Genomic DNA, 25591 nt, shown 5'->3' on the forward strand with positions numbered 1-25591 from the left:
ATCTGAATACAGGTGCATCAAGGGGCTTTCATTTAAGGAAAAGTTACTTGTAAAAGTAAGAAGAGTGGTATAAACCTGTCGGTTCATAAAATTCGTCATGCGAATACTTGAAACCTAACTTCAATAACATTTTTTTAGAAGCTTCGTTATTGGGGTTATGGCCTGCAAATAAGTTATCAACTTTCTTTATATCGAAGGCATATTGAATAACAGCATTTACGGCTTCTGTTGCATAGCCGCTCCCCCAATGACTACTTTTAAGATGTACTCCAATCTCACAAATATTTTTTTCTATGGCGTACGGGCGCAGGCCACAACAACCAATGAATTCTTCGTTTGTTAGACTGAAAAGAGGCCAGTATTGAACTTGGAATTCCTTCTGCATATTCATTTCTTTATTCAATCTATCTTTAACTTGTTCGAGTGAAAACAAGCCATTTGCAGAAATGTATCTTGTGACAGCTGGATCTCCCCATAGTGTATATGCCAAGTCAATGTCATTATTATCCCAGTGGGAAAAAGCTATGCGGGAAGTTTTTAAAAAGTACTTTCTCATAACCAATTACCTTCTTCCATCTATTTCTTTCTTTAGACTAACATAAAATCTCGAAAAATGAATGTGTTTCATTCTGCGAAAGTCGAGTTATAAAATGGGGAGTTTTTCTGCCGTGATCATAAAAAAATCGGGGCCCCCTTGCGAGGGCCCCATCATGGGAGAGGAGAAACCGGACGAAGAGCTTATGGGGAAACGTAAGTCTTCTCCGCGGTTGTCTACGACATTTGGTGATGTCGATACTACAATTGTGTCCGGGAAGTACGATTATATACCTCTCACGAAGAAAAAAATTATGATCTATTGATTTTTCAATCCGCGGCGGATTGTGGTACGATATCGACAGGAATTTTCAGGCATACATAAGGGTGTGAATATTCATGAGAGTCATTTCGGGCAGCGCCCGGGGCCGGGCGCTTAAGGCGGTTCCCGGTATGGGGACGCGGCCCACGACGGATAAAGTGAAGGAAGCGGTGTTCAGCATCATCGGTCCTTACTTTGAAGGAGGAGCGGCGTTGGATCTGTTTGCCGGCACAGGGGGCCTCGGCATCGAAGCGCTGAGCCGCGGCATGGACAAGGCCGTATTTATCGACAAAGAGTACAAAAGCATTGAAACCGTCCGCGCCAATTTGCAGGCAACCGGGCTGACGGAGCGGGCCGAGGTGTACAAAAACGATGCGGAAAGAGCGCTGAAAGCTTTGGCCAAACGCGAAGCCGCCTTTGATCTGGTATTTCTGGACCCGCCTTACCGGCTAAAGCACGGAGATAAGCTGATGGAGCAAATGGACGAGCTTAAGCTGCTGAAGGAAGGGGCTACGATCGTTCTGGAGTACGAATCCTCCTATGCGTATCCGGAACGGTTTGGAAACTTTACGCAGCGCCGCAAGGCGGAATACGGGGAAACGGCCGTATCCGTTTATGATTACGAACGAGAAACCAGCGCGGTCTAACCGCTAAGATTGGAGAGGAACAAAAGGCATGAAAGAACCAGGAAATAATCATCCGCGAATCGCCGTCTATCCGGGCAGCTTCGATCCGGTAACCAAAGGGCATATGGACATCATTCAACGGGCTTCGCGCCAATTCGACAAGCTGATTGTGGCGGTGCTGAACAATTTAAGCAAAAACCCGTTGTTTACGGTAGAAGAACGAAAACAACTGTTGACCGAGGCCACCGGACATTTGCCGAACGTGGAGATCGACAGTTTCCGCGACCTGCTCGTCAACTATATGAGCCTCAAGCAGGCTCACGTCATCGTGCGCGGCATCCGCTCCGTCACCGATTTCGAATACGAACTCCAGCTCGCGTCAACCAATCACAAGCTGAACAGCGACGTGGAGACGATTTTTATGATGACGAATCCGAAATATTCTTATTTAAGCTCCAGCATTGTCAAGGAGATCGCCAGCTTTCACGGAGACGTCAGCGACCTTGTGCCGCCGGAAGTAGAACTGGCGCTGCAGCATAAATTCGCCGGCCGGACGGGCAAAAATTAACGTTCGCTCCGGCGGCTCCATACGAGCGCAATGGTAGCGAATCCGAGCGTTAACAGCGCCAGCATCCATAGCTGCCATCCCATCACCCCGAACGCTTGCTGCCAGGTCGGCAGCCAGGCCGCCGGGGTGTCGTGTCCTGTGCCGGTTTGTCCTTCCTGGGCAAAGGCAAAGGCGGGAAAGGCGCCGGGCAGCCAGCCGTTAAGCGGCTTCCACAGTAGCAGCGTAATGGCGTACGCATAAGCTCCATGCAGCAGGCGGTTCAGCAGGAAAAAACGTTCGCGAATTCCGGCCGGCCCGAGAATCGCCCGGACCTGAAGGTAGGCGCATAAACCGCTCCAACCGAGGGCGGCGCCCAGCAGGGCGGTGAATACCGCCGGCGGCAGCGCCGGGGAAGACAGCCGGGACATGGCGTACGAGCCGAGGTGAACCTCCAGCAGGCTTTTGACGGTGACGGAAAAAAAAGTTCCCGGCAAAGCCAGGAGTATGACATGAATCAGGATCGAAAAAATAAGCATGTAGCCGCCGGTGATCATCAGCGTTTGCACGCCGGAAGTCACGGTATCGCCAAGCAGCTTGCCGAGGCTGCGGCCGTCCTCCTGGCGGGCACGCTCCGTATTGCGGAGCGCCTGGCGAAGCCGGGACGAGCGGCGCCGGCTGCAGCTGTTCGAAGCGGACGGTTCCGCGGCGTTCCGGGCCGGGGTACGATCCCGCCAAAGAACATGCAGCGTGACCCCGGCGGCCAGTCCGGCGGCCCAGTGCACGGCGAGCAGAAGCAAGCCGAATTCGGGGCGGCCGAAAAAACCGGCGCCGATGACGATCACCAGCAGCATCGGGCTGCAAAAATGGGCCGCACCGGCGATTCGTTCCGCTTCGTTTGCGGAGATTTTACCCTGCTTGAATAAAGTTGCCGCCGTATCGGCGGCGGCCGGAAAGCCGGCGGTCATGCCAAGCGGCAGCACCCAGCCGAAGGAGCCGGGAAGACCGAGCAGCCTGCGCGTAAAAGGTTCAAGCAGCGTGCCGATGCCGTGGGCGAATCCGCCTGCGAGGAGCATTTGCGATAACATCACGAACGGGAGCAAAGCGGGAAAAACGATGTGCCACCAGATAGAAAGTCCCTGTCCGGAGGCTTTAAACGCTTCGCCCGGAGCATATACGACGCACACGACAAGCAGAACGGCCAGCAGCCCCGTGAAAGCGGTGGAAGCGCGGCTGCCGGCGAAGCTTTTTAAGTTCATTCGGATTCACCTTCTTCATAAGTAGATCATATAGTACATGCTATGCAGCAGCCGTGAAATGCAGACTAGCCGTTTGCGGCCGGGCGCTACGCCCGTCCGGCCATCAACCGTCTGCCGCCGCGTCATGAAGGGAGAGCGAATCATGCGTCAATCAAGATCCATAGCGATAAAAGCGGGGCTATACGTCCTGACGATGGCCGTGATCGTATATGTGGTCGTTTTTATGAATACGCCGTACATGATCAATCAGCCGGGGACCGCCGAGGAGGTTAAACCGATAGTCAGCATCGAGTCGGGGGATAAGGAGGAGAAAGGCGCTTTTATGCTAACGACGGTATCCGTCAGCTACGCCAATTTGTGGATGCTCGCCACATCCCCGTTCAACAAGGATGCCGAAGTGGTCCGCAAGGAGCCGGATCGCAACGATGCGGAATATGAGACGGAGCAGCGCTATTATATGAGCAGTTCGCAGTCCAGCGCGGTGATGGCGGCCTACCGCAAAGCCGGGGTGAAATACGACGTGGTGTCCCAGTATGTTTTTATTATCGGACTGTCCAAAGAAAGCGAACCGAAAGGCAACTTCCTGTCCGGAGACATTATTCGCGCGGTGGACGGCCAGCCGGTGAAACGGTTTGAGGATCTGGCCCCTTCGCTTCAAGGGAAAAAGCCCGGGGACATCGTTCCCGTGCAGCTTTCGCGGGATGGAAAAACGGTCGAGGAGCAGGTGGAGCTGGTTCAGATCGTCGATGCGGAAGGCATACGCAAAGCGGGGCTGGGCGTGAGCGTCGGGGAAGTGCTGAAAGTGGAGGCGGCGGACAAGGCGAAAGAAGTCACTTTTGCCGATACGGAGATCGGCGGTCCTTCGGCGGGACTGATGTTTACGCTGGAAATTTACAACCAGCTGACGCCCGGGGATTTAACGAAAGGACACCGCATCGCCGGAACCGGCACGATCTCGGAGGACGGCACCGTCGGGCCGATCGGCGGCGTCCAGTTCAAGATCGTCGCTGCGGAGCGGGAGAAGGCCGAAATATTTTTCGTTCCGGAAGCGAATTATAAAGACGCCAAAGCAAAAGCGGAGAAAATCGGTTCGAAAATGGAGCTCGTGCCGGTCAAAAAGCTCGACGACGCGCTGAATTATTTGCAGGCGCTTAAGCCGAAAGCCTAAACCCGAATCGGGGGCTGACGGTATTCCCGGAACAGCTGCTCGGCCTGGCGGACGGGCATGCCGTTGGCATATGCGGCGGCGGCCCGGATATCGAGCGTTAGCTGGGGATGATCAAGCTCTGCGGCCCGGGTAACGACCGGCAGTTTGGCGCGCTTTTTCATTCGCTTCAGCAGTTCCTGGCCCCGGTTGCTAAACGCCAGCACGCGCAGGTAGCCCGGACCTTCCGCCAGCGCCTCGGGTGTCAGCAGATCCCGCGGATGCTGCAGCAACGCATGCAGCAAGGTGCGCTGCAGCTTCGTGTAGGTGTACCGTTTCGTCTTGAGCTTGGCCAGCAGCTCGGATACGGTCGGCTTTTCCAGCAGCGGCAGCGCTTTTTTGATGCGGTACTCCAAGCCTTCGGTCATTTCGTGGCAGGCGCGGAGCTGCTCGGGCGAAGCGAGCAGCAGCTGGTGAAACAGCGGCGCGGCCAGGTTCTCCCACGTCACGGGGCCGCGTCCCGCCGCGAATTCGCGGGCGAGGATGTCCGCCGTGAAGGGCGGGAGATACGGCACAGCCGCGTCCAGGCCGCCGCCGGCGATCAGCCGGCGCACGGCGGTGGCGCTGGCGATGCGCGCGTCCGTCGGCGCGGCATCGTTGTACCCCGCGGCCCGGCGCCGGACCGTGACCGGCGCGATGCCGCTGTGGAGCCGCCGCAGCGCGATCAGGTAGTGCAGCCCCAAACTGTTGTTGGGCTGCTCCAGCAGCGCGCGCGCTGCGGCGGCGTCGGCGCCGGCGGCAGGGCCTCCGGCGAGCAGGCGCGCGGCCGCGGCGGCGTAGGCGGCGGGGAAGCTCGCCCCGGTGGCGAGCTCCTCCGCGACCGCCGCCTTCAGTGCGCCGCCGCCGGCGGCGAGCCGCTCGGCAAGCGGCTGCAGCGCCTCAAGCGCGCCGGCCTCGCTGCCGAAGCACAGATGCGTCGCGACGCCCGTCGCCTCGAGCAGCGCCACCGCGCCGTAGGCGAACCACTCCGCCGGCTGCGCCGCGTATGCGATCGGCAGCTCGAGCACGAGATCGGCGCCGAGGCGCAGCGCCATTTCCGCCCGCGCCCATTTGTCCACGATCGCCGGCTCGCCGCGCTGCAAAAAATCGCCGCTCATGACGGCGATGACCGCGTCCGCCGCCGTCAAGCGCTGCGCCTCGGCGAAGTGGTAAACATGCCCGTTGTGGAGCGGATTATATTCAACAATGATTCCGACGACATTCACGTTGCGGATCGACTCCTTTGTGAAAGACTTATTTGGCTCAACCTAGAAATCAGCCATGACTAACGGGTTAATCACGAATGATCTGGCTGATCTGGCTATCCGGGCATTGGCATTCTCTGCGCTAACGGTTGTCACCCGTGCTTATTCGAGCGAAAAACAGTGGTTTCTTTTTTTAACGGTTGTACTCGCGCTTATTTAGGCGAAACCGCCCCAATTCTGCCGGAAAACGGGAATTAAGCTCGGCGGTAACCGTTACATTTTGTACTCGCTCATTTTTACCCAAATAGCGTCGCTCACAACCGTTGGAGTTTTTTCGTGCTTATTACGCTTCTGCACTTGTCCTGCGGTTATGCGCCGATTTATGTGTTGAGCCGCTTTTCCTACAAAATATACCACGAATTAAGCTATATTGTTGACAAAACTTGCTTGAAATCGGTATAATAAATTTTGTTTGTTTGGAGTGATGCTGATGTTTATTCATTTTCGCCAGGTGGCATCGTCGGAAGCTCCGGTGGAGATCCATCAGACCTTGGATGTCAGCCGGATTATTAAAGGCCGCAGGGACATCACCGGGATCAGTCCGCTTCAGGTTGATCTGCGGGCGGAAGCCTCCGGCGGCGGAGTGGTCGATGTCAAGGGCAAGCTGACGGCCGAACTCGACATGACTTGCTCCAGATGCCTGAAGCCTTTGAAACGCACGGTCGCAGCGGAATTTGCGGAGAGCTTCAAACAAAGTGACGATCCCGAGATGGACATGCAAGCGCAGGATGAAGACGACGATCTGCAATATGTCGCCGAGGACAAAGTGGACTTGACGCCATATGTGGAGGAAACGTTATTGCTGAATCTGCCGTTTGCCGCTGTCTGCAAGGAATCCTGCAAAGGGCTTTGCCCCAACTGCGGAGCCGATCTGAACGAACGGGAATGCGGCTGCAACACCGAAGTGATCGATCCGCGCCTCGCAGCGCTCGGTGATTTTTTCAAAAGTAAGCAGTAAAACACGAATAAAGCACACCGTGAAATGGGTTGACTTGAATAAGGAGGTGGGAACCATGGCAGTACCTCAACGGAGAACGTCCAAAACGCGCCGCGACAAACGCCGCACGCACTTCAAATTGGCTGTGCCGGGCATGGTGAAATGTGAACAATGCGGAGAATTGAAGCTTGCTCACCACGTATGCAAAGTTTGCGGAACATACAAATCGAGAGAAATTATTGGCCAATAAGCTGTATCATGAATTCCAAGTAGTACTTCATTTCGGTGAGGTGCTATTTTTTTTGCCGGGAGGTTCCGCGTGAATGGCGGAAGAATATGCGGGCAGCCGCTTCCCGGCCGCTCCGCGGAGGTTGCCCGAAAGTCCCCGGCCCGCAACGTTTCCGGCAATGCCACTTTCTTTTTGCCCTGGGATGTTTTATACTAAAATTTAGTACCAGGTTCTAATGCTAAAAATAGATTCCTGCAAAAGTGCAGTTTTTTTCGGCGTGAATTATGAACGGCGAGGGAAGGCCTGCAGCTCCTGCATTTTTGCGGGAATTTGCGTTAATTCGCTTGGACAGCCGAAAAGAACTGCAGTTTTGCAGACTTTGGACGACATGTTTTGGAAATTTGGAAGTATAGAGGCTTAGCCGGTTCAGTTCAGTGACGAACTGTCTCTATGATCATCAGGGAGGGGAACACCCATCGAACGTTTGCCCAAAAAGGCGAGACAACAGCAGCTCGTCCAAATTATCGAAGAAAATCCGTTCATCACGGACCAGGAGCTCACCCGGCGGCTGAAAGTCAGCATTCAGACGATCCGGCTCGACCGGATGGAGCTCGGGATCCCGGAGCTGCGGGAGCGGATGAAGCTGATGGCGGAGCGTTCTTACGACCAGGTCAGGTCGCTGCCGCTCCATGAAGTCATCGGGGAAATCGTGGACCTGCAGCTGGACAAAAGCGGGATCTCGATCTTTGAAATTCGCGAGGAGCATGTGTTTTCCCGGACCGGCATCGCCCGCGGCCATCATGTATTCGCCCAGGCCAACTCCTTGGCCGTCGCCGTTATCAATGACGAAATCGCGCTGACGTTTTCCGCGGATATCCGCTTTATCCGTTCGGTGCATTTGGGGGAGAAGTGCATCGCCAAAGCGTATGTGCGCTCCTCGGGGCAAAAGGGAAAAGCCCGGGTAGAGGTTTTTACATATGTCGGCGAAGAGATGGTGTTTCAAGGAAACTTCGTCATTTACCGTTCTACGGGAGAGGACAGACATGAAGGAGGAAAATCATCATGAGAATCGCCATTGATGCCATGGGCGGGGATCATGCGCCGCAAAGCACCGTCGATGGGGCGCTGGCCGCGGCCAGGGAATGGAGCGACACGGAGATCGTGCTGGTCGGCAAAGAACAGGTGCTAAAGCCGATGCTGGAGGGCGCTCCGGCCAATCTGCGCATTCATCCCGCGGAGGAAATTATCGAAGCGGAGGATGAGCCGGTCAAAGCCGTCCGGCGCAAAAAGGACGCTTCGATGGTCGTCGCCGGCCGGCTCGTCCGCGAGGGCGAAGCCGATGCGATGATTTCGGCCGGCAACACCGGTGCGCTCATGACCACCGGGCTGCTCGTCGTCGGCCGTATGGAAGGGATCGAGCGGCCGGCGCTGGCGCCGATGATCCCGACCGTTGACGAGCGCGGCGTGCTGGCGCTCGATCTTGGCGCCAACATGGACGCGAAGCCGGAGCATTTGGCGCAGTACGCGCTGATGGGCAGCGTTTACCGCGAGAAGGTGCACGGGATCGCGAAGCCGCGCGTCGGGCTTTTGAACGTCGGCACCGAGGCGATGAAAGGCAATGAGCTGACCAAGGCGGCTTATCCGCTGCTGAAGGAGCTGCCGGTCAATTTTGTCGGCAATGTGGAAGCCCGCGATATTTTGACCGGTGCTTGCGATGTGCTGGTGTGCGACGGGTTTGCCGGCAATATTTTGCTCAAATCGCTGGAAGGCACGGCGGGCACGCTGTTTTCGATTTTAAAGCGGGAATTTACGAAATCATGGAAAAACAAGCTGGCCGCGGCGGTGCTGATGCCGTCGCTGCGCGGGCTGAAGCAGACGCTCGACTACAAGGAGCACGGGGGAGCGCCGCTGCTTGGGCTTGGCGGACTTGTCGTCAAAGGGCATGGCTCTTCGGACGGAGGAGCGATCAAAAACGCCGTGCGCCAGGCGCGTTTAGCGCTGCAAAACAAACTGACGGAGAGCATAGCACGGGAAATCAGCGGGAAGTGAGTGATTGAAGCTAATGAAGTTAAGTTCGGTAGGGATTATCGGGACCGGGAAATACGTTCCCGAAAAAGTGTTGACGAATGCCGATTTGGAAAAAATGGTGGATACCAATGACGAGTGGATCGTGTCGCGGACGGGCATCCGGGAACGCCATATCGCCGCTCCGGAGCAAGCGACGTCCGACCTGGCGTATGAGGCTGCGGTGCAGGCGTTAAAGTCCGCGGGCTTGGCGGCGGAGGATCTGGATCTGATTATCGTGGCCACGATTACGCCGGATATGGCGTTTCCGTCCACGGCCTGCATTTTACAGGATAAGCTCGGAGCCAAAAAAGCGGCCGCGTTCGACCTGTCCGCCGCCTGTTCGGGGTTCGTCTACAGCATGGCCGCAGCCAACGGTTTTATTCAGACGGGAATGTACAAAAACGCATTGGTGATCGGCGCCGACACCTTGTCCCGCATCACCGACTATACGGACCGCAATACATGCGTGCTGTTCGGCGACGGGGCGGGCGCGGTTGTACTTGGCGAGGTGCCGGAAGGACGCGGGTTCCTCTCCTTCGACCTGGGCGCGGAAGGCGCCGGCGGCGTGCAGCTTAACCTGCCTGCGGGCGGCTCCCGGCTTCCGGCTTCGGAGGCGACGGTTGCGGAGCGTAAGCATTACCTTTATATGAACGGCCGCGAAGTGTTCAAATTCGCGGTACGCGTGATGGAGAATGCGACCGAGGAAGTCTTGCGCAAAGCGGGCAAGAGCAAAGAGGACATCGATTTGTTCGTGCCGCATCAGGCCAATATCCGCATTATTCAATCGGCGATGCAGCGGCTGAATTTGTCGGAGGAGAAATGCGTCATTAATGTAGACAAATACGCCAACACGTCGGCGGCTTCGATTCCGCTCGCGCTCGTTGAAGCGGCGGAAGAAGGCCGGATGAAGGAAGGCGACACGCTGCTATTGGTCGGCTTCGGCGGCGGCTTGACCTGGGGGGCTTCCGTGCTGGTGTGGTAGGCCGCCGGGTTTGACAAAGGGTATTTTTTAAATGGGGAGTGCTGCAAGATGGGCAAATTGGCATTTGTTTTTCCCGGACAGGGTTCCCAAAGCGTCGGAATGGGTAAGGATATATATGACGCGCTGCCTTCGTCCCGGAACTTATTTGATATCGCGGATGAAAAATTGGGTTTTCCGCTGACCCGGCTTGTTTTTGAAGGGCCGGAAAGCGAATTGAAGCAGACGGCCAACACGCAGCCGGCGCTGCTTACGACCAGTGTGGCGCTGCACCAGGCGTTTGCGGCCAAAGGCTTTGCGCCGGATTATGTCGCCGGACACAGCCTGGGCGAGTACAGCGCGTTAACGGCGGCCGGGGCGCTTGCTTTTGAAGACGCCGTCTCGATCGTGCGCGCTCGCGGCGAATACATGGAGCAGGCCGTACCCGGCGGGCAGGGGGCGATGGCCGCGGTGCTTGGCGGCGAACGCGAGGCGCTGGCCCAGCTCTGCGCCGATATTACCGCCGGCGGAGCGCTGGTGGAGCTCGCCAACGTCAACTGCCCGGGGCAGATCGTCGTCTCCGGCAGCAAGGAAGGCGTGGCGCAGGTCGCCGAACGCGTCAAGGAGATCGGGGCCAAACGGGCGATCCCGCTTGAAGTCAGCGGACCGTTTCATTCCTCGCTGATGAGAGCGGCGGCGGAGCGTCTGAAGGACAAGCTTAAGGGCGTAACGTTCAAGGATGCTTCCGTTCCGGTCGTTGCGAATGTGACCGCAAGCCCGGTTCAAAGCGCGGGCGATATTTCCAAGCTGCTTGTTGAGCAAGTGTATTCGCCCGTGCTTTGGGAGGACAGCGTTGCCTGGCTGATTGCGCAGGGTGTAGACACCTTCGTGGAGATCGGGCCGGGAAGCGTGCTTACCGGACTTATCAAAAAAATCGACAAATCGGTGCGTCTGTTCAACGTAAGCGGCTTGGAGAGCCTGGAGCAGACCGCGGCCGCGCTGGGATAGCGTTCAGACCCGCATCTGATGCTACGGTGCGGATCGCCGCAAAGGAGCGATACGGCTGGCTGAAGGATCCCGCGTTCGGCGGCAAGCCGGCCGGATGGAGAGCAGCGGGCCGTGCTTCAAGAATGGCGACATAGACAAAATGGAAATTTCATAAAGTACGAGTTCAAAAAGTCAGGCTTTCAAAAGATGACTGTTTGAACGACCTCTAAAATTTGCTGAAAGGAGATGAACATGATGAATAGACCGCTTCAGGGCAAAACCGCCCTCGTTACCGGAGCGTCGCGCGGCATCGGGCGCAGCATCGCGCTGGCGTTCGCCGCAGCCGGGGCCGATGTGGCCGTCAATTATGCCGGGAACGAACAGGCCGCGGCGGGCGTTGTCGCGGAAATCGAGGCGTTTGGCGTCAAAGCGTACGCCGTCAAAGCCCATGTCGGAAGCAGCCAGCAGTTTGAGGATATGGTCAAAGGCATGCTGGACGCCTGGGGCCGGATCGACATTCTGGTGAATAACGCGGGCATTACTAGAGATAATTTAATTATGCGCATGAAGGAAGAAGAGTTCGATCAGGTCATCGAGACGAATCTCAAAGGCGTATTCAACGGCATTAAAGCCGTGACCCGGCCGATGATGAAACAGCGCTCCGGGCGCATCATCAACATTTCCTCGGTCGTCGGCGTGCTCGGCAATGCGGGGCAGGCCAATTACGTGGCGGCCAAAGCCGGGGTCATCGGTCTGACGAAATCGTCGGCCCGCGAGCTGGCCTCGCGCGGTATTACGGTGAACTGCATTGCGCCCGGGTTTATCGAAACCGACATGACCGACAAGTTGTCTGATGAACTGCGTCAAAGCACGCTGGCCGGCATTCCGCTGGCGCGTTTGGGCCAGCCGGAGGAAATCGCGAATGTCGCCGTATTTCTCGCTTCGGACGGCGCGTCCTACATGACCGGACAAACGCTCCATGTCGACGGCGGGATGTATATGTAATTGCATCCCTCGCTTCTATGGCATTTTAGCGGCAATTCTCGTATAATACCAAAGAGGAGGTGAACCGGATGTCCGATGTATTGGAACGCGTAAAACGCATTGTAGTGGATCGCCTCGGCGCTGACGAAGCCGAAGTGACGCTGGAAGCGTCTTTCAAAGATGACCTTGGTGCTGATTCGCTCGACGTAGTTGAATTGGTCATGGAGTTGGAAGATGAATTCGATCTGGAAATTTCAGACGAAGATGCTGAGAAGATTACGACCGTAGGTGAAGTTGTAAACTACATACAATCTCATACCTAATGTCATTCCAAAGTCCCGTACCTCCTTATAAGTAGGCGGGACTTCTCCTCATTTTGACATGAGGTCGTTTTCTTTTTTTAAAAAACATTTGCATGGTACACATGTAGTCCATACGAGGTGAGTGTGTTTGAGGCATAGAGTAGTGATAACGGGGATGGGCGCCATAACCGCGCTCGGACAAGATCTGGATACGTTTTGGAACAACCTGGTGCAGGGGAAGTCCGGCGTTTCCGCTATCGACTCGTTTGATGTTAGTGAATATCCGACGCGTATTGCCGCATCGGTGAAAGACTTTAATCCCGAAGATTACATGGACCGCAAGGAAGGGCGGAAAATGGACCGCTTTGTTCAGTTTGCCACGGCGGCAGCCAAAAGCGCTTTGCAGGACAGCGGCTTGAACATTGGCGAGCAGGCCGACCCCGAGCGGGTGGGCGTGATGATCGGTTCAGGGATCGGCGGTCTCGGTACCTGGGAGGATCAGCATAACATTTTGCTGGAAAAAGGCCCGAAGCGCGTGAGTCCCTTTTTTATTCCCATGATGATTGCGAATATGGCTTCCGGTCACGTCTCGATTTTGTTCGGCGCCAAAGGGCCCAACACGACGACGGTGACGGCGTGCGCTACCGGAACTCATTCCATCGGCGATTCGTACAAGCTCATCCAGCGGGGTGACGCCGATGTGATGATTTGCGGCGGCGCGGAAGCGACGATCCGCCCGACCGGTCTGGCGGGATTCTGCTCCATGCGGGCGATGTCGACGCGCAATGACGAGCCGGAGAAAGCGAGCCGGCCGTTTGACCTTGAGCGCGACGGATTCGTTATGGGCGAAGGCGCGGGGATTTTTATTTTGGAAGAACTGGAACACGCGAAGAAGCGCGGCGCGAAAATTTACGGCGAGATCATCGGCTACGGGCTTAGCGCGGACGCTCACCATATGACCGAACCGGACCCGAACGGGCCGGAGCGCTGCATGAAGATGGCGATCCGCGATGCCGGCATTGCGCCTGAGCAGATCGATTATATCAACGCCCATGGCACTTCGACGCCGGTCGGCGACCGCTCGGAAACGATCGCGATCAAAAACGCGCTGGGCGATCACGCCTACAAGGTGGCCGTCAGCTCGACGAAGTCGATGACCGGGCATTTGCTGGGCGCCGCGGGCGGCGTCGAAGGCGTGATTTGCGGACTGACGCTGAAGCACGGCGTGATCCCGCCGACGATCAATCTGGAGCATCCGGACCCGGAATGCGATCTGGATTACGTTCCCAACGTAGCGAGAAAGGCCGATGTGCGGGTGGCCATGTCCAATTCCTTCGGTTTCGGCGGACACAACGCCACGATCATTATGAAGAAACTCGAAGCATAAGGGGTTAAGTCCGGTGAATGGAGATCTGAAGCAGTTACAGCAAAAACTTGGGCTGTCGTTCCAAAACAGGCAGCTTTTGAAACAGGCCTTCACCCATGCATCTTACGTTAACGAGCACCGCTTCAGTCAGTATGAGGATAACGAGCGCCTGGAGTTTCTTGGCGATGCCGTGCTTGAATTGACCGTTTCGGAGCATTTATACCGGTTATTTCCGGACCGTCCCGAAGGCGAATTGACGAAGCTGCGCGCCGCGATCGTATGCGAGCCGTCGCTGGTGAGATTCGCCGAAAGTCTGGAATTCGGCCATTACGTATTGTTAGGGAAAGGGGAGGAACTGACGGGGGGACGGACGCGCCCGGCGCTGCTGGCCGACGTGTTTGAGTCTTTTATCGGCGCGTTATACCTGGATCAGGGCCTGGAAGCCGTTACTGCGTTCCTTCATCGCCATGTATTTTCCCAGCTGACCTTTGACGGGAAACTACAGACGAGCGATTACAAAACAGAGCTGCAGGAGCTGACGCAGCATCATAATATGGGTACGCTGGAATACCGGATCATCGAAGAGCGGGGGCCCGCCCATGAGCGCGAATTCGTCTCCGAAGTTTGGATGGAAGGCCGCGCGCTCGGCCGGGGAACCGGCCGGTCCAAAAAGGAAGCCGAGCAGCAGGCCGCGGCTGTAGCGCTGAATGTGTTGAAGGCGTCCGATTCCCGAGATTAAGTCATGAAATGAAAAGGCTGTTCCGCAGGTTTTAGTACCTGGGAGCAGCCTTTTTTGCGTAGAGGAGCTTTATTCCTCTATTCTAGAAATGTAGGAGGCCATTGTAGAAGGAATAGTTGCAAAATGTACACTTACTTATCCGGAAATACTGCCACAGCATTTGATAAAGTGTAAAACCTGCAGTTGCTCCGCTACCTTTTGAAAAAGAGACAAAGAGAAGAGGAAATAATTGTATGAAATGCGATTAAACGAATGATTGAGCAAATGGAAGCAAAGTGAGTTGTACGATTTTCGATTAATGGACAGAACCAGGCCGGTCAAGCATGGAGGTTAAGCCGATATTGGCTCTGCGAAAGTTAAATTATGGTCTCAACCGCCGCCTACTCCATGTATCATTGTTTTGATCAATGCTTGAGTGTAATCAGCAGATACAGCAATGAGGAAAATGAAACTAAACGCTGCTGAGCACATTGTCATAATCTTTTTCATTGAGCTTCTCCACCACCTTTCTAATCAGAAATTTGTATTTTTGTCTTTCCTCTTCTCCAGCATTATGGCGATTTTGTTCAAATAAATCCACGCAGCGAACTACGTTGCTTTCACAGTTAATACTGGCTGAAAAGTCCAAGCTTTGCAGTAATAGTTCAATGCCTTCGTGCCGTTGACGCTGTAAGTAGTAATTTGCTAATTCAAATAGAAATCTGGCGTACTGATCTGTTGTTATTTGTTTATTATAATCACCAAATCGGCTTCGATGAGATTGATAAGGAATATGAGCAGAGAGACGCTCAAGAACGTTGTCCACATTCCAGCAGTATCGGTTTGCTGCCTGCAAAATTTTGTATAAAGCCTGGGTTATTTCGCCTCTCCTATTTAAAATACACTCTACATAATCAGGTAATACTTCGATATCTCCGCTCATTACACGGTACAAATAGGAATTGGCCGTTGCCCACTCCTGAAATTGTTCTGCTGTTTGTTTAGCTGTCTCATCTTTTTCCTGTATCCAACTGCCATCCGCATAGTAAGCAACAAATTTTAGGGCCTGTTCATAGTCATTACATTCTTCGCAAACCGCCGAGCGCAACAAATGTGAATACATAATGTAAAAATACAAGGGTCTCTTCGACCGCTTCTGCTCGGGTTCTTTACGTGCCGATTGACAATGGTGCTTGTACTGAATGGAAGCGATTCTATGCATTTCCTGAGCGATCTCATCCACCTTTTTCCATTGGTGCAATGAATAATAAATATGACCAAGTTGTTTGAGAGCATCCAATTGATCGGCAACATCCAGCCGGCTTACATGATCTTCAAACTGTGCTGCTGCCCTTAAATTACTATCTTGATCATCGCTTAAAGCAATTAGGAAAAGCCGATAATGGCACATCGCAAGCCGCTCCGAGTGCTGCATTTTTTCGCTCATCGCCACGTTTTCGTACAGGATGGCGGCGGCCTCCTTCCGCCCGCGATGAAAAAAATCCTCCGCGGTTTCAAACAACAGGGGTAAATACATTAGGTTGTCAAGTAAAATGCCCGTGACCTGCCGAATGCATTCCAGCTTGTCCAATTCCGCGCACCGGTCCAAAAAAGGGCGGACCCTCCGCCAATCGGGTGCGGTTTGGGCGAGAAATTCCTCAATATACTGTTCGTAAAAATAACCTTTGGGTAAAGCCAACGCGGCGGTGATCGAATCTAGATGCGGCGCGCTCAACAAACGTTTCCCGTTTAAAATCGAGCTTAACGAGCCGGTGTTGATTTCGGCTTTTTGGCTTAACCGGTGTAAGGTTAAACCGTTTTGCTCCATAAAATTTTTGATTTGCGTAAGAATCGAGGCTGTATGATTCAAATAAACCACCCCTTAAACCCCGCGCTGATTCAATAGAAGACGCGAAGCTAATCAACGGATTCGCTTCCGTTATATAGTAAATATAGCCATATTTTGAAGGTTGGTCAATGGGTTAAATTAAACCAATAGGTTAATTTTTTGTGACGAAAAATCAATTTGCAAGATCAAGCCGGACAAACCGGCTATTTTAACCTGGATTAGAGCAAATAACGCCGCTCGATAGCCGTAAGAATTTTGAAAGTTCATTTTTCGTAAAATAGCGGCTAATGCAACCGTTAGATTTCCGGCAGGCCAATACCGGCTGGCTTGAAGGGAAATTTTACTTGCCGGCGAAACATTTTCCGTTAATCGGCGTCAGTATATCGCACAACTATTCGCAGTTTGCAGTTTATAGAAGAAGGGAGATCTTGCAGTTGAAAACTAGGAAACGCTGGGCAAGCGGATTTTTGGCGGCTTTCATTGCGGCGGCGGTTGGTGCTTCTGCCTGGGTTCACGATGCGGAGGCGGCGTCATCCGTACAGCCGGTAAGTGCCGCGGGCGGGTTTGGACACGGGATCGCCGCTTGGAGCGACGGCTCGGTGACGGGCTGGGGCTACAACAAATTCGGACAGGTTGGCGACGGAACCTCCATAGATCAGTTTGTACCCAAAACGATTGCCGGGTTATCGGATATTGTCCAGGTTCAGGCCGGTGAGCGCACTTCATTTGCATTAAACAAAGACGGAGAAGTCTGGGCCTGGGGGGATTTGTATTCTCGTTATGTCAGCGGGGATTCCATTCTTCCCTATCAGAAGCGCGGGGAGCCGGTTAAGATAGAGCAGCTGCAGGACGTGCAGCGCCTTGCCTATTCGAACGCGTATGCTTCTATCGCCATTCACAAGGACGGCACAGCTTCGTTATGGTACCCTTCTTTCAAGGAGGACTATCAATCCTATAATATCAAGCTTACTCCGCTAAAAGGCTTTTCCAATGTTCGGGATGCCGTGATTGCGGGTTACGAAGGAGTAGTTCTGACGGAGGACGGAAACGCGAGCGCTTTGAATCTGTACAATAGCTATTATGACAGATACCGTACAGAGAGCGAACTGAAAGAAGCAAAACCGCTTGCTTCATCGATTGAGCAGATGGCGGTATCGGCGAGGGACGTATTCTTTTTGCATCAAAACGGCAGCATCCTTCGTTGGAATGCCGATACGAAAGGGCCGCCGGCTGTAGTCAAGGATCTCAGCGGCGTCAAGGACATCAAGGAGATTAAGACGGGATATAATCGCCTGTATATGTTAAAGGGCGACGGGACCGTCTGGCAGTGGAATTATAACACGGGTCAGTCAGCCAAACCGTTTCAGGTGAAGGGACTCACCGGAATTAAGGCGATTGGGGGTACTTACGATCAAACCGGGTATGCGATCGGCAAAAATGGAAAACTGCTGGCATGGGGCGACGGCTACTACTCCGGAATGGGAACGGACAGCGGCTCGCAGCAGATAAAGGATGGCGGAATTGCTCAAGTGCTTCCTCCGTTCTCCTTTAAGGTTAACGGGCAGGATGTGCAATTTTACGCGACAGCGGCTATCGTTGACGGTAAACTGTACGTACCTTATAGTAGTGTATTTGAAGCGCTGGGCGTCAAAGCCAACTCCGTGCAGTCCAAACCCGATCCGAAAAACTACAATCGCTCCTATTCAGTGGTATCCTTCTCTTATAACGGGCAGACTGTGGCATTTAAACAGAGCAGCCGGCCGGTGCTGCTGATAAACGGGAAGGCGGCGAAGGAGGAGGTTAAGCTGCCGTTCCTGGCCAACTCCACCCTGTACCCTATTGAGCTTATCTGCGAGAAGCTGGGAATCCCGCTGGATTGGCACCGGGAGACCGGGGAAGTTCGTCTCGGCGGAAGTCCGCAATAAAACGATATGCGAAAAGATCGAAGACAGGCTCTTTAACAGAGCTCTGATCTTCGATCTTTTTTTCCGGTTCCTATTTAACCAGCCCGCGCAAGTTATCCATCAGCTCCAGCATATCGATCCCGGCGTGATTGCCGAGCAGGATGATCGTAACGCCTCCGCCGGCTTCCCGGGACAACCCTGTGGCGTATCCCGTGCCGCTGCCATTATGAAAGACGATCGTACGGTCTCCCTGCTGCTTAATCATCCAGCCGTATCCGTAGTTTTTTTCGGAATAGGGGGTGAACATCTTTTCCAGCGAAGCTTTTTGCAGCACTTTATTCGTATTTAAGGCCAAATCCCATTTCAACAGGTCGTCCACGGTGGAATACAAACTGCCCGTTCCCGAGGGGGAGATGTAGTCGCCCGCGAGCGTCCAATCCTTCCCTTGACGGATATATCCTTTAATGACCTGAGTCGATGAATCCGCTTCTCCGGTATCGTCCATATTGAGCGGCTGAAAAAACTGCTGATTCAGATAATCCCCATACTTCATCCCGGATACCTGCTCAATGATGGAAGCAAGCAGCACATAACCTCCGTTGCTGTATTTGAATTCGGCCCCGGGTTCCGCCAGCAAGGGTTTGCTTTTGATCGCGTCGACCGTCTGCTGCAGCGACATGCCTTGTTCTCGGGGAATGTTGGAAGTTATCCCGGAGGTATGGGAGAGCAGCATATGAATGGTGATCCGGTCGCCGGACGGAAATCCGGGTATGTAGGATTCCAGCGTATCGTCCAGCTTGAGTTTGCCCTTTTCGGCCAGCTTCATAACCGCTGCGGCGGTAAACGACTTAGTCAAGGAGGCGATGCGCGATTTTTGGTCGGCGTGGACCAGCCGGTTTTCATCGCTGTAGCCGTAGCCTTTACGGAGCAGAATTTGCCCGTTTTTGGCGATCAGGGCGATGCCCGAATATTGTTGGTCGATCAAATATTGGTCCGCTTGTTTGGTTTTTCCGGAAACGAGCGTTGCCGTATCACGCGTCAGATTGACGGAGGTCCCCCCGGAAAGCGAAAGAGTTGAAAGGTCGGCTTTCAGAACTTCGGCCAGCGTTCTTAGCGGCACCATCGTCTTTCCGTTCTTTTGAAAAGACGGCAAAGCGGCTTGAACGGAATAAGAGTTCACTTGAAAAACGGCCGTTCCCGGCCGATGCTGAATCGTATCGCCATTGAGCTTCAGTTCGGTAACGCGTTCGGCAGGGTTCCAGCGCACGGTAGCGCCAAGCTGTTCGGCGGTTTCCCTTAACGAGACAAAGGTTGTGCCTTTGTACATCAACGGCTCGACACTGGTTGCGGCCTGTCCTTCAAAGGCGATTTGCGATACGGCTGCGGCGTTTGCCGTGGCCGCCGGATAGAGAACGGCGCCGGCCGAAAACGTAATGGTTACGGCTAGGGACAGAATCGCGGCGGTGCGCCCAGCTCGGCTTTGGTTTTTGGAGTAGTTGCGGATCGATTGCATGTAGTGCCTCATCATCAGAGCTCCTTTTACCGAATATTAGTATGTCTACCAGACTAGCAAAACGTGCCGGAGAATTCAAGAGGCTCGCGGGCGATCAAGGCGGACTCCCGCTTATCTCGGCGCCCGCTCGTTTGCCCTGTGCTCCGCGCCTTACTGTATGTTACAATAGTCGTTAGAGGTGATCGTGAACGTATGTTTTTGAAACGGATCGAGCTAGCGGGTTTCAAATCATTCGCGGACAAGACGGAAATGGAATTCGTCCGCGGCATTACCGCTGTAGTAGGACCAAACGGCAGCGGTAAAAGCAATATTTCCGACGGTATCCGCTGGGTGCTCGGGGAACAAAGCGCCAAATCGCTTCGCGGCGGCAAGATGGAGGATATCATTTTTGCCGGCAGCGATGCGCGCAAGGCGGTGAACTACGGGGAGGTTTCGCTGACGCTGGACAACGGCGACCAGGCGCTGCCGCTCGATTTCAGCGAAGTGACGGTAACCCGGCGGGTCCACCGCAGCGGGGAAAGCGAATATTACATCAACAAGCAGGCCTGCCGCCTGAAGGATATTACCGAGCTGTTTATGGATACCGGGATCGGCAAAGAGGCGTATTCGATCATCGGACAAGGCCGGATCGAGGAGATTTTGAGCACGCGTTCGGAGGATCGCCGCGGTATCTTTGAAGAGGCTTCGGGAATCGTGAAGTACAAGAGCCGCAAGCGAGACGCCCGCCGCAAGCTGGATGACACGGAACAGAACCTGCTGCGGATTCACGATCTGATCAGCGAGTTGGAGGATCAAGTCGGACCGTTGAAGGAGCAATCGGAAAAAGCGCTGAAATACAAGGAACTGCGCGAGCAGCTGAAAAATAAAGAGATTTCGCTGTACGTCCATCAGATCGAGCAAATTCATGAGTCCTGGAGCGAGGCCAACGCTAAACTCACCAAGCTGCAGGAAGAACAGCTCGCTTTGTCCACGGTCGTATCCGCCCATGACGCCAAGCTGGAAAGCGACCGCTTGGCGCTGCGTCAGGTCGAAGACCGGATCGAACAGCTGCAGGCGCAACTGCTAGAGTACAGCGAAAGCTACGAAAAGAGCGAAGGCTACGGCGAGGTGCTCAAGGAACGGGCCAAAAACCTGGCCCAGAACCGGGAGCAGCTGCGGCAGTCTTTAGCGGTCAGCGAGGAGCGCTACGCTCAGCGTTCGCAGGAGCTGGAGCAGCTTACGGCCAAATTCGCCGCCGCCGAGCAGCAGCTTCAGGAGCTGCGCCGCGAGCTGGCGGATGAAGAGGCGAAGCTGATCGGGGTAACCGGCGGCATCAGCCAGGCCCAGGAGGAAGGCCTGAAGGGCCAGCTGCTGGAGATCATGAATCAGATGGCGCAGGCGCGCAACGAAATCCATTATGCCGAGCAGCAGAAGGAAAGCGTAAAGCGGCGGATGGATCGGGCCGAAGAGGAAGGCGTCAAGTGGACCGAGGAGCAGCAGCGCCTGAAAGCGCGCAAAAGCGAGCTGGAAGCGGCGCTGGAGAAGCTGGGCAAAGAGATTTCCGATTTGCGCAGCAAATATATCCAGGAAAGCGAACGCCACCAATCGCTGCAGAAGCTCGTGGAGGAAAGCCAGGGCGGCATCCGCAAATGGGAGCAGAAGCGCGAAGGCTTGGTGTCGCGCCGCGATACGATGAAGGAAATGGAAGAGGATTACGACGGCTTTATGCTTGGCGTCAAGGAAGTGCTGAAAGCCGCCAAGAAATCGATGCTGCCCGGGGTGCACGGGGCCGTGGCCGAGCTGATCCGCGTTCCCGAAAAGCTGGAAATCGCGGTGGAAACGGCGCTCGGCGGGGCGATGCAGCACATCGTCATGGAGAACGAAGCCGTATCCCGGCAGGCGATCGCCTTTCTGAAGCAGCGGCAGCTTGGGCGGGCTACGTTCCTGCCGCTCGACGTCATCCGCCCGCGGCAAATTTCTCCGGCGGACAAGCGGCTCATGGAGGACGCCGAAGGCTTCGTCGGCATCGGCGCCGAACTGGTCGGCTATGAACCGCGTTACGCCGATATCGTCGGCAGCTTGCTGGGCAACGTCGTGTTTGCCACCGATTTGGAAAAAGCGAACAAAATGGCGGCCCGCTGCCAATACCGCTTCCGGATCGTTACGCTCGAAGGCGATGTCGTTAACGCCGGCGGTTCGATGACCGGGGGCAGCCAGCACCGCAAGAACAGCAACCTGCTGGGCCGCAAGCGCCAGTTGGACCAATTGGCCGCCGACATCCGCGAAAGCGAGGAAATGCTGGATAAGCTGCGCAAAGGCCTGGCCGATGTCCGCAGCCAGGTCGCCAAGTCGGAGAGCGACCTGAACCGGCTGCGCGAGGCGGGCGACGCCAAGCGGGCGGAGGAACAAGCCGTCGCCGGCGATTTGAAGCAGGCTCAGCACGAATGGCGGCATGTATCGGAGCAGTTCGAGCTCTACGGCCAGGAAAAAGGCCATTACCAGAAAGAGCTGGAGGAGCTGGAGGCGACGAAAAAAGCGGCCGAGGAACGCCTCGCGGAGCTGGAAAAAGAGGAGCAGTCCGTGCAGCAGTCGATCCGCGCGGCCGAATTTGCCCGCAAAGCGAGCGAATCGGCCAAGGAAGAGCTGCAGGACTTGCTGACCGGACTCAAGGTCCGCGAAGGCAAGCTGGACCAGGAGTGCTCCTCGCTTCGCGAACAGCTGCGGCGCGCCGAGGAAGAATACAAAATCCAGCAGCGCGAACTGGAGCAAAACCGCACGATCCTGCAGTCGATCGAAGCGGATTTGCAGCAGAACGAAGAGCAGAGCGTGCGGCAGCGTGAAGAGCTCAACGATTTCAAGCTGAAGAAGGAGCGCGCCGGCGAGCAGTTGGAAATGGAGCGGGCTTCGCGGACCGTGCTCGTGAAGAAGCTGGAGGAAGGCGAAAGCGAGACGAAAGAGCAGCGGATCGGTCTGAAGGCCGTGGAAGAGCAGCTGCGGCAAACGGAAATCCAGGCCAACCGGCTCGACGTGGAGCTGGACAATATTTTGCGCAAGCTGTCGGAAGACTATGAGCTGAGCTACGAATTGGCCAAGCAGCGCTACGCGGTGCCGGAGGACGTGCCGCAGACCCAGGCCGAGGTGAAGGAACTGAAGCGGCAGATCACGCTGCTCGGAGAGGTGAACCTCGGCGCGATCGAGGAATACAACCGCGTCAACGAGCGGTATCAATTCCTGACCGAGCAGAAGGACGACCTGGTGGAAGCGAAAACGACGTTGTACCAGGTCATCCGCGAGATGGACGAAGAAATGTCCAAACGGTTCAAGGTCACGTTTGACGCCATCCGGCGCGAGTTCGTCATCGTCTTCTCCAAGCTGTTTGGCGGCGGCCGCGCCGATTTGGTGCTGCTCGATCCGGACAACCTGCTGGAGACGGGGATCGATGTGGTCGCCCAGCCGCCGGGCAAAAAGCTGCAGAACCTGCAGCTGCTCTCCGGGGGAGAGCGCGCATTGACGGCGATGGCGCTGCTGTTTGCCATTCTGCAGGTGAAGCCGGTGCCGTTTTGCGTGCTCGACGAAGTCGAGGCGGCGCTGGACGAAGCGAACGTGTCGCGGTTTGCCCAATATTTGCGGGAGTTTTCCGAGCAGACGCAGTTTATCGTCGTGACGCACCGCAAAGGCACGATGGAGGAGGCCGACGTGCTGTACGGCGTGACCATGGAGGAAGGCGGCGTTTCCAAGCTCGTTTCGGTCAAGCTGGACGACGAGGATACGATGGAAATCGCTTGATCCGGGGATGCAAGGCCCCTGAAGCAACTGGCGCAAAATTGCCTGGCGGCAAGCATTGTGCGATAATGAAGAGGGCCGCCCGAAGTGAAATAACGGCATTTTATGGCCTTATTTCAGGGCAACCGAGCGTCTTTTCAAAATTAACGGTAATCCATGGCGCTATTTTGGAGACAAGCGTGAATAAAGCGGATTTTGCGTAGGTTTTCCAGGGATAGCGCCATATTATTGCGCTATGTTGCGGGGGACGTCCGAATGGATTTAAATAACGCCCTTTTTTCCTTTAAGTTGTGATAGGATCGCTACATATACATACCCGGACAGACCAAAGGAGGATATAGCTTGTATGAGTTTCTTTAAGAAACTGCGGGAAAGCATCGCGGCAAAAACGGAATCGGTAACGAAACAGTTCAGGGACGGTCTGGAAAAAAGCCGCAAGGGCTTTGTTGAGAAGGTTGCGGAGCTGGTTACCCGCCGCAAAAAAATAGATGAAGAATTTTTCGAGGAGCTGGAGGAAATCCTTATCGGCGCCGACGTGGGCGTGAATACGGTGCTTACGCTGATCGACGATCTGCGCAAAGAAGTCAAGCAGCGCCGGATCGAAAACCCGGCCGAGCTGCAGCCGCTGCTGTCCGAGAAGCTGACCGGGCTATTGCGCGGCGATGAGGACAACGAAATACATCTGAGCCAAGACGGGATCAGCGTTATTTTGTTCGTCGGCGTCAACGGCGTCGGCAAAACGACGACGATCGGCAAGCTGGCGCATTACTACAAGCAGCAGGGCAAAAAAGTAATTCTGGCGGCGGGCGATACGTTCCGGGCCGGGGCGATCGAACAGCTTGAGGTGTGGGGCCAGCGGGTTGGCGTCGATGTGATCAAGCAGCAGGCCGGGTCCGATCCGGCGGCGGTCATGTTTGACGCGGTGCAGGCGGCCAAGCAGCGGGGAGCGGACATTCTGCTCTGCGATACGGCGGGCCGGCTGCAGAACAAGTCCAACCTGATGGAGGAGTTGAACAAGATTTACCGCGTCATCCAGCGGGAAATTCCCGGCGCGCCGCATGAGGTGCTGATGGTGTTGGATGCGACGACCGGCCAAAACGCTCTGAATCAGGCCAAGCTGTTCGGGGAAAAAAGCGGCGTCACCGGGCTTGTGCTCACTAAGCTGGACGGCACGGCCAAGGGCGGGATCGTTGTCGCGATTCGCCAGGAGCTGAGCCTGCCGGTGAAATTCGTTGGCCTCGGCGAGAAAATCGGCGACCTGCAGAAGTTCGATTCCGAGCAGTTCGTGCACGGACTGTTCGCCGGGCTGATCAACGACGAAGAGGCTTCGGCGGAAGTCTGATTCGGAGATGGGCAGAGCTCATGCACCGCATGAAGGCCGATAACGTAGAATGGGTAAGAGCCCAGATTTTTTAGCAAGGCAAAAATAAGGAGGTGGCAGGGATGGCGAGTACGCATACTTTTGACCGCAGGGAGGAAATCGCCAACGCCGTGACGCACGGGATCGGGGCGCTGCTGAGCGTGGCCGCCCTGGTGCTGCTGATCGTGTTTTCCAGCATCAAGGGCACGGCCTGGCATGTTGTGAGCTTTACGATCTACGGGGCCAGCATGCTGCTGCTCTACCTGTGCTCGACGCTGGTGCACAGCTTTAAAGAAGGCAAAGCGAAGGATTTGTTCGAGTTTTTGGACCACTCCTCCATCTACATCTTCATTGCCGGGACGTATACACCTTTTTTGCTGGTGGTGCTGCGCGGCCCGCTCGGGTGGAGCCTGTTCGGGACGGTGTGGGGGATCGCCCTGCTCGGCGTCGTGTTTAAAGCTTTTTTCGTAAAAAGATTCCTGTTTTTGTCGACGGTATTTTACCTCATCATGGGCTGGCTGATCGTGATTGCGTGGGGGCCGTTAACGGCGGCTGTCGCGTCCCAGGGCATCGTTTTGCTCGTTACGGGCGGCGTTTTGTACACGCTGGGCACCGTGTTTTACGTCTGGCGGGGATTTCCGTACCACCATGCGATCTGGCATCTGTTCGTGCTGGGCGGGAGCGTTACTCATTTTTTTGCGATCCTGCTGTATTTGCTTCCCCATCACTGAGTTTACATTTTTGACAGCCGCTTTGCGCTCCGTTCGCAAAGCGGCTTTATTGTTGTTTTCGGGATGTTTATTGCTGCGCAAGCGGCGGTGTGCCGGGCTTTTCGACATGTTAAGGGAAAATGCTTGACATCTTATTCGGGACTGAGGTATCATAGGAAAAGTTGATGCGCTGTAAAGTGTTTTTCCTTGAC

21 protein-coding genes and 1 pseudogene are annotated in these 25591 nt (G+C 55.1%); 17 read left to right on the top strand and 5 right to left on the bottom strand.

The genetic code is table 11. From position 1 onward, the window contains the following. Positions 1-43: 43 nt before the first annotated feature. Positions 44-556, bottom strand: a complete 513-nt coding sequence (locus DYE26_RS03260) for a GNAT family N-acetyltransferase (protein WP_036622149.1) — start codon at positions 554-556, stop codon at positions 44-46. Between the two features lie 377 nt (positions 557-933). On the opposite strand from DYE26_RS03260, the gene rsmD reads away from it, so the two are divergent. Together rsmD and coaD are read left to right on the top strand one after the other, a co-directional pair. Then, positions 934-1503 (top strand): 16S rRNA (guanine(966)-N(2))-methyltransferase RsmD, encoded by a 570-nt coding sequence (gene rsmD, locus DYE26_RS03270; protein WP_036622153.1) that lies wholly within the window; start codon positions 934-936, stop codon positions 1501-1503. Positions 1504-1531: 28 nt separating this feature from the next. Beyond that, positions 1532-2050, top strand: coding sequence for a pantetheine-phosphate adenylyltransferase (gene coaD, locus DYE26_RS03275; RefSeq protein ID WP_036622155.1), 519 nt, complete (start codon positions 1532-1534; stop codon positions 2048-2050). On the opposite strand, the gene DYE26_RS03280 is transcribed toward coaD, so the two are convergent. Beyond that, positions 2047-3285, bottom strand: a complete 1239-nt coding sequence (locus tag DYE26_RS03280; protein ID WP_036622158.1) for a nucleoside recognition domain-containing protein — start codon at positions 3283-3285, stop codon at positions 2047-2049. The genes coaD and DYE26_RS03280 overlap by 4 nt on opposite strands. 142 nt (positions 3286-3427) lie before the next feature. Here DYE26_RS03280 and DYE26_RS03285 point away from each other — a divergent pair, with 142 nt between their 5' ends. Further along, positions 3428-4453, top strand: coding sequence for a SepM family pheromone-processing serine protease (locus DYE26_RS03285; RefSeq protein ID WP_036622160.1), 1026 nt, complete (start codon positions 3428-3430; stop codon positions 4451-4453). Here DYE26_RS03285 and DYE26_RS03290 read toward each other — a convergent pair. Then, positions 4450-5694: a nucleotidyltransferase gene (locus DYE26_RS03290; protein ID WP_115311170.1), complete on the bottom strand. Its 1245-nt coding sequence runs from the start codon at positions 5692-5694 to the stop codon at positions 4450-4452. The genes DYE26_RS03285 and DYE26_RS03290 overlap by 4 nt on opposite strands. Positions 5695-6163: 469 nt before the next feature. Here DYE26_RS03290 and DYE26_RS03295 point away from each other — a divergent pair, with 469 nt between their 5' ends. The 10 genes and pseudogenes from DYE26_RS03295 (at position 6164) to rnc (ending at position 14302) form a co-directional block, all read left to right on the top strand. Beyond that, entirely contained in the window at positions 6164-6691 is a 528-nt protein-coding gene (locus tag DYE26_RS03295; RefSeq protein ID WP_036622164.1) for a YceD family protein, read from the top strand. Between the two features lie 55 nt (positions 6692-6746). After that, the gene (gene rpmF / locus DYE26_RS03300) at positions 6747-6920 is read left to right on the top strand and encodes a 50S ribosomal protein L32 (RefSeq protein ID WP_009222962.1); all 174 of its coding nucleotides are present in this window, start codon (positions 6747-6749) and stop codon (positions 6918-6920) included. Positions 6921-7383: 463 nt separating this feature from the next. After that, positions 7384-7978: pseudogene (fapR, locus tag DYE26_RS03305) on the top strand (transcription factor FapR). Continuing rightward, positions 7962-8948 carry a phosphate acyltransferase PlsX gene (gene plsX, locus DYE26_RS03310; protein WP_036622166.1) on the top strand — a complete coding sequence of 329 codons (987 nt, stop codon included), beginning with the start codon at positions 7962-7964 and terminating at the stop codon, positions 8946-8948. The pseudogene fapR and the gene plsX overlap by 17 nt, the downstream one beginning before the upstream one ends. A 13-nt stretch (positions 8949-8961) precedes the next feature. Continuing rightward, complete coding sequence (locus tag DYE26_RS03315) at positions 8962-9948, top strand: beta-ketoacyl-ACP synthase III (protein ID WP_036628004.1); 987 nt, start codon at positions 8962-8964, stop codon at positions 9946-9948. A 48-nt stretch (positions 9949-9996) separates the two neighbouring features. After that, positions 9997-10932, top strand: coding sequence for an ACP S-malonyltransferase (gene fabD / locus DYE26_RS03320; protein ID WP_036622168.1), 936 nt, complete (start codon positions 9997-9999; stop codon positions 10930-10932). A gap of 234 nt (positions 10933-11166) precedes the next feature. Further along, positions 11167-11916: a 3-oxoacyl-[acyl-carrier-protein] reductase gene (gene fabG / locus DYE26_RS03325; RefSeq protein WP_036622170.1), complete on the top strand. Its 750-nt coding sequence runs from the start codon at positions 11167-11169 to the stop codon at positions 11914-11916. A gap of 68 nt (positions 11917-11984) precedes the next feature. Further along, positions 11985-12218 carry an acyl carrier protein gene (acpP, locus tag DYE26_RS03330; RefSeq protein ID WP_019638123.1) on the top strand — a complete coding sequence of 78 codons (234 nt, stop codon included), beginning with the start codon at positions 11985-11987 and terminating at the stop codon, positions 12216-12218. A gap of 127 nt (positions 12219-12345) precedes the next feature. Next, entirely contained in the window at positions 12346-13584 is a 1239-nt protein-coding gene (gene fabF / locus DYE26_RS03335; protein WP_082207743.1) for a beta-ketoacyl-ACP synthase II, read from the top strand. 13 nt (positions 13585-13597) lie between these two features. Beyond that, a complete protein-coding gene (gene rnc / locus DYE26_RS03340) occupies positions 13598-14302 on the top strand; it encodes a ribonuclease III (protein WP_036622174.1) in 705 nt (234 codons plus the stop codon). 451 nt (positions 14303-14753) lie between these two features. Here rnc and DYE26_RS03345 read toward each other — a convergent pair whose 3' ends face one another. Further along, the gene (locus tag DYE26_RS03345) at positions 14754-16151 is read right to left on the bottom strand and encodes a helix-turn-helix domain-containing protein (protein ID WP_230877117.1); all 1398 of its coding nucleotides are present in this window, start codon (positions 16149-16151) and stop codon (positions 14754-14756) included. 413 nt (positions 16152-16564) lie between these two features. Here DYE26_RS03345 and DYE26_RS03350 point away from each other — a divergent pair, with 413 nt between their 5' ends. Further along, the gene (locus DYE26_RS03350) at positions 16565-18055 is read left to right on the top strand and encodes a stalk domain-containing protein (RefSeq protein WP_164815233.1); all 1491 of its coding nucleotides are present in this window, start codon (positions 16565-16567) and stop codon (positions 18053-18055) included. Between the two features lie 70 nt (positions 18056-18125). Here the strand turns inward: DYE26_RS03350 and DYE26_RS03355 are convergent, their stop codons facing one another. Then, complete coding sequence (locus DYE26_RS03355; protein ID WP_051985398.1) at positions 18126-19559, bottom strand: serine hydrolase domain-containing protein; 1434 nt, start codon at positions 19557-19559, stop codon at positions 18126-18128. 180 nt (positions 19560-19739) lie between these two features. On the opposite strand from DYE26_RS03355, the gene smc reads away from it, so the two are divergent. The 3 genes from smc to trhA all read left to right on the top strand — a co-directional run bounded on the left by smc (position 19740) and on the right by trhA (position 25400). Next, positions 19740-23312 carry a chromosome segregation protein SMC gene (smc, locus tag DYE26_RS03360; protein WP_036622175.1) on the top strand — a complete coding sequence of 1191 codons (3573 nt, stop codon included), beginning with the start codon at positions 19740-19742 and terminating at the stop codon, positions 23310-23312. A 343-nt stretch (positions 23313-23655) separates the two neighbouring features. Continuing rightward, complete coding sequence (gene ftsY / locus DYE26_RS03365; protein WP_036622177.1) at positions 23656-24651, top strand: signal recognition particle-docking protein FtsY; 996 nt, start codon at positions 23656-23658, stop codon at positions 24649-24651. A 101-nt stretch (positions 24652-24752) separates the two neighbouring features. Next, positions 24753-25400, top strand: a complete 648-nt coding sequence (trhA, locus tag DYE26_RS03370) for a PAQR family membrane homeostasis protein TrhA (RefSeq protein ID WP_036622178.1) — start codon at positions 24753-24755, stop codon at positions 25398-25400. Positions 25401-25591 lie beyond the last annotated feature (191 nt).

The sequence above is a fragment of the Paenibacillus macerans genome, assembly GCF_900454495.1.
Lineage (GTDB): Bacteria > Bacillota > Bacilli > Paenibacillales > Paenibacillaceae > Fontibacillus > Fontibacillus macerans.

What these genes read in the sequence shown, in the direction of transcription:
- DYE26_RS03260 (WP_036622149.1), bottom strand. Translation starts at nt 556, where the DNA reads ATGAGAAAGTACTTTTTAAAAACTTCCCGCATAGCTTTTTCCCACTGG.
- rsmD (WP_036622153.1), top strand. Translation starts at nt 934, where the DNA reads ATGAGAGTCATTTCGGGCAGCGCCCGGGGCCGGGCGCTTAAGGCGGTT.
- coaD (WP_036622155.1), top strand. Translation starts at nt 1,532, where the DNA reads ATGAAAGAACCAGGAAATAATCATCCGCGAATCGCCGTCTATCCGGGC.
- DYE26_RS03280 (WP_036622158.1), bottom strand. Translation starts at nt 3,285, where the DNA reads ATGAACTTAAAAAGCTTCGCCGGCAGCCGCGCTTCCACCGCTTTCACG.
- DYE26_RS03285 (WP_036622160.1), top strand. Translation starts at nt 3,428, where the DNA reads ATGCGTCAATCAAGATCCATAGCGATAAAAGCGGGGCTATACGTCCTG.
- DYE26_RS03295 (WP_036622164.1), top strand. Translation starts at nt 6,164, where the DNA reads ATGTTTATTCATTTTCGCCAGGTGGCATCGTCGGAAGCTCCGGTGGAG.
- rpmF (WP_009222962.1), top strand. Translation starts at nt 6,747, where the DNA reads ATGGCAGTACCTCAACGGAGAACGTCCAAAACGCGCCGCGACAAACGC.
- plsX (WP_036622166.1), top strand. Translation starts at nt 7,962, where the DNA reads ATGAGAATCGCCATTGATGCCATGGGCGGGGATCATGCGCCGCAAAGC.
- DYE26_RS03315 (WP_036628004.1), top strand. Translation starts at nt 8,962, where the DNA reads ATGAAGTTAAGTTCGGTAGGGATTATCGGGACCGGGAAATACGTTCCC.
- fabD (WP_036622168.1), top strand. Translation starts at nt 9,997, where the DNA reads ATGGGCAAATTGGCATTTGTTTTTCCCGGACAGGGTTCCCAAAGCGTC.
- fabG (WP_036622170.1), top strand. Translation starts at nt 11,167, where the DNA reads ATGAATAGACCGCTTCAGGGCAAAACCGCCCTCGTTACCGGAGCGTCG.
- acpP (WP_019638123.1), top strand. Translation starts at nt 11,985, where the DNA reads ATGTCCGATGTATTGGAACGCGTAAAACGCATTGTAGTGGATCGCCTC.
- DYE26_RS03355 (WP_051985398.1), bottom strand. Translation starts at nt 19,559, where the DNA reads ATGAGGCACTACATGCAATCGATCCGCAACTACTCCAAAAACCAAAGC.
- smc (WP_036622175.1), top strand. Translation starts at nt 19,740, where the DNA reads ATGTTTTTGAAACGGATCGAGCTAGCGGGTTTCAAATCATTCGCGGAC.
- ftsY (WP_036622177.1), top strand. Translation starts at nt 23,656, where the DNA reads ATGAGTTTCTTTAAGAAACTGCGGGAAAGCATCGCGGCAAAAACGGAA.
- trhA (WP_036622178.1), top strand. Translation starts at nt 24,753, where the DNA reads ATGGCGAGTACGCATACTTTTGACCGCAGGGAGGAAATCGCCAACGCC.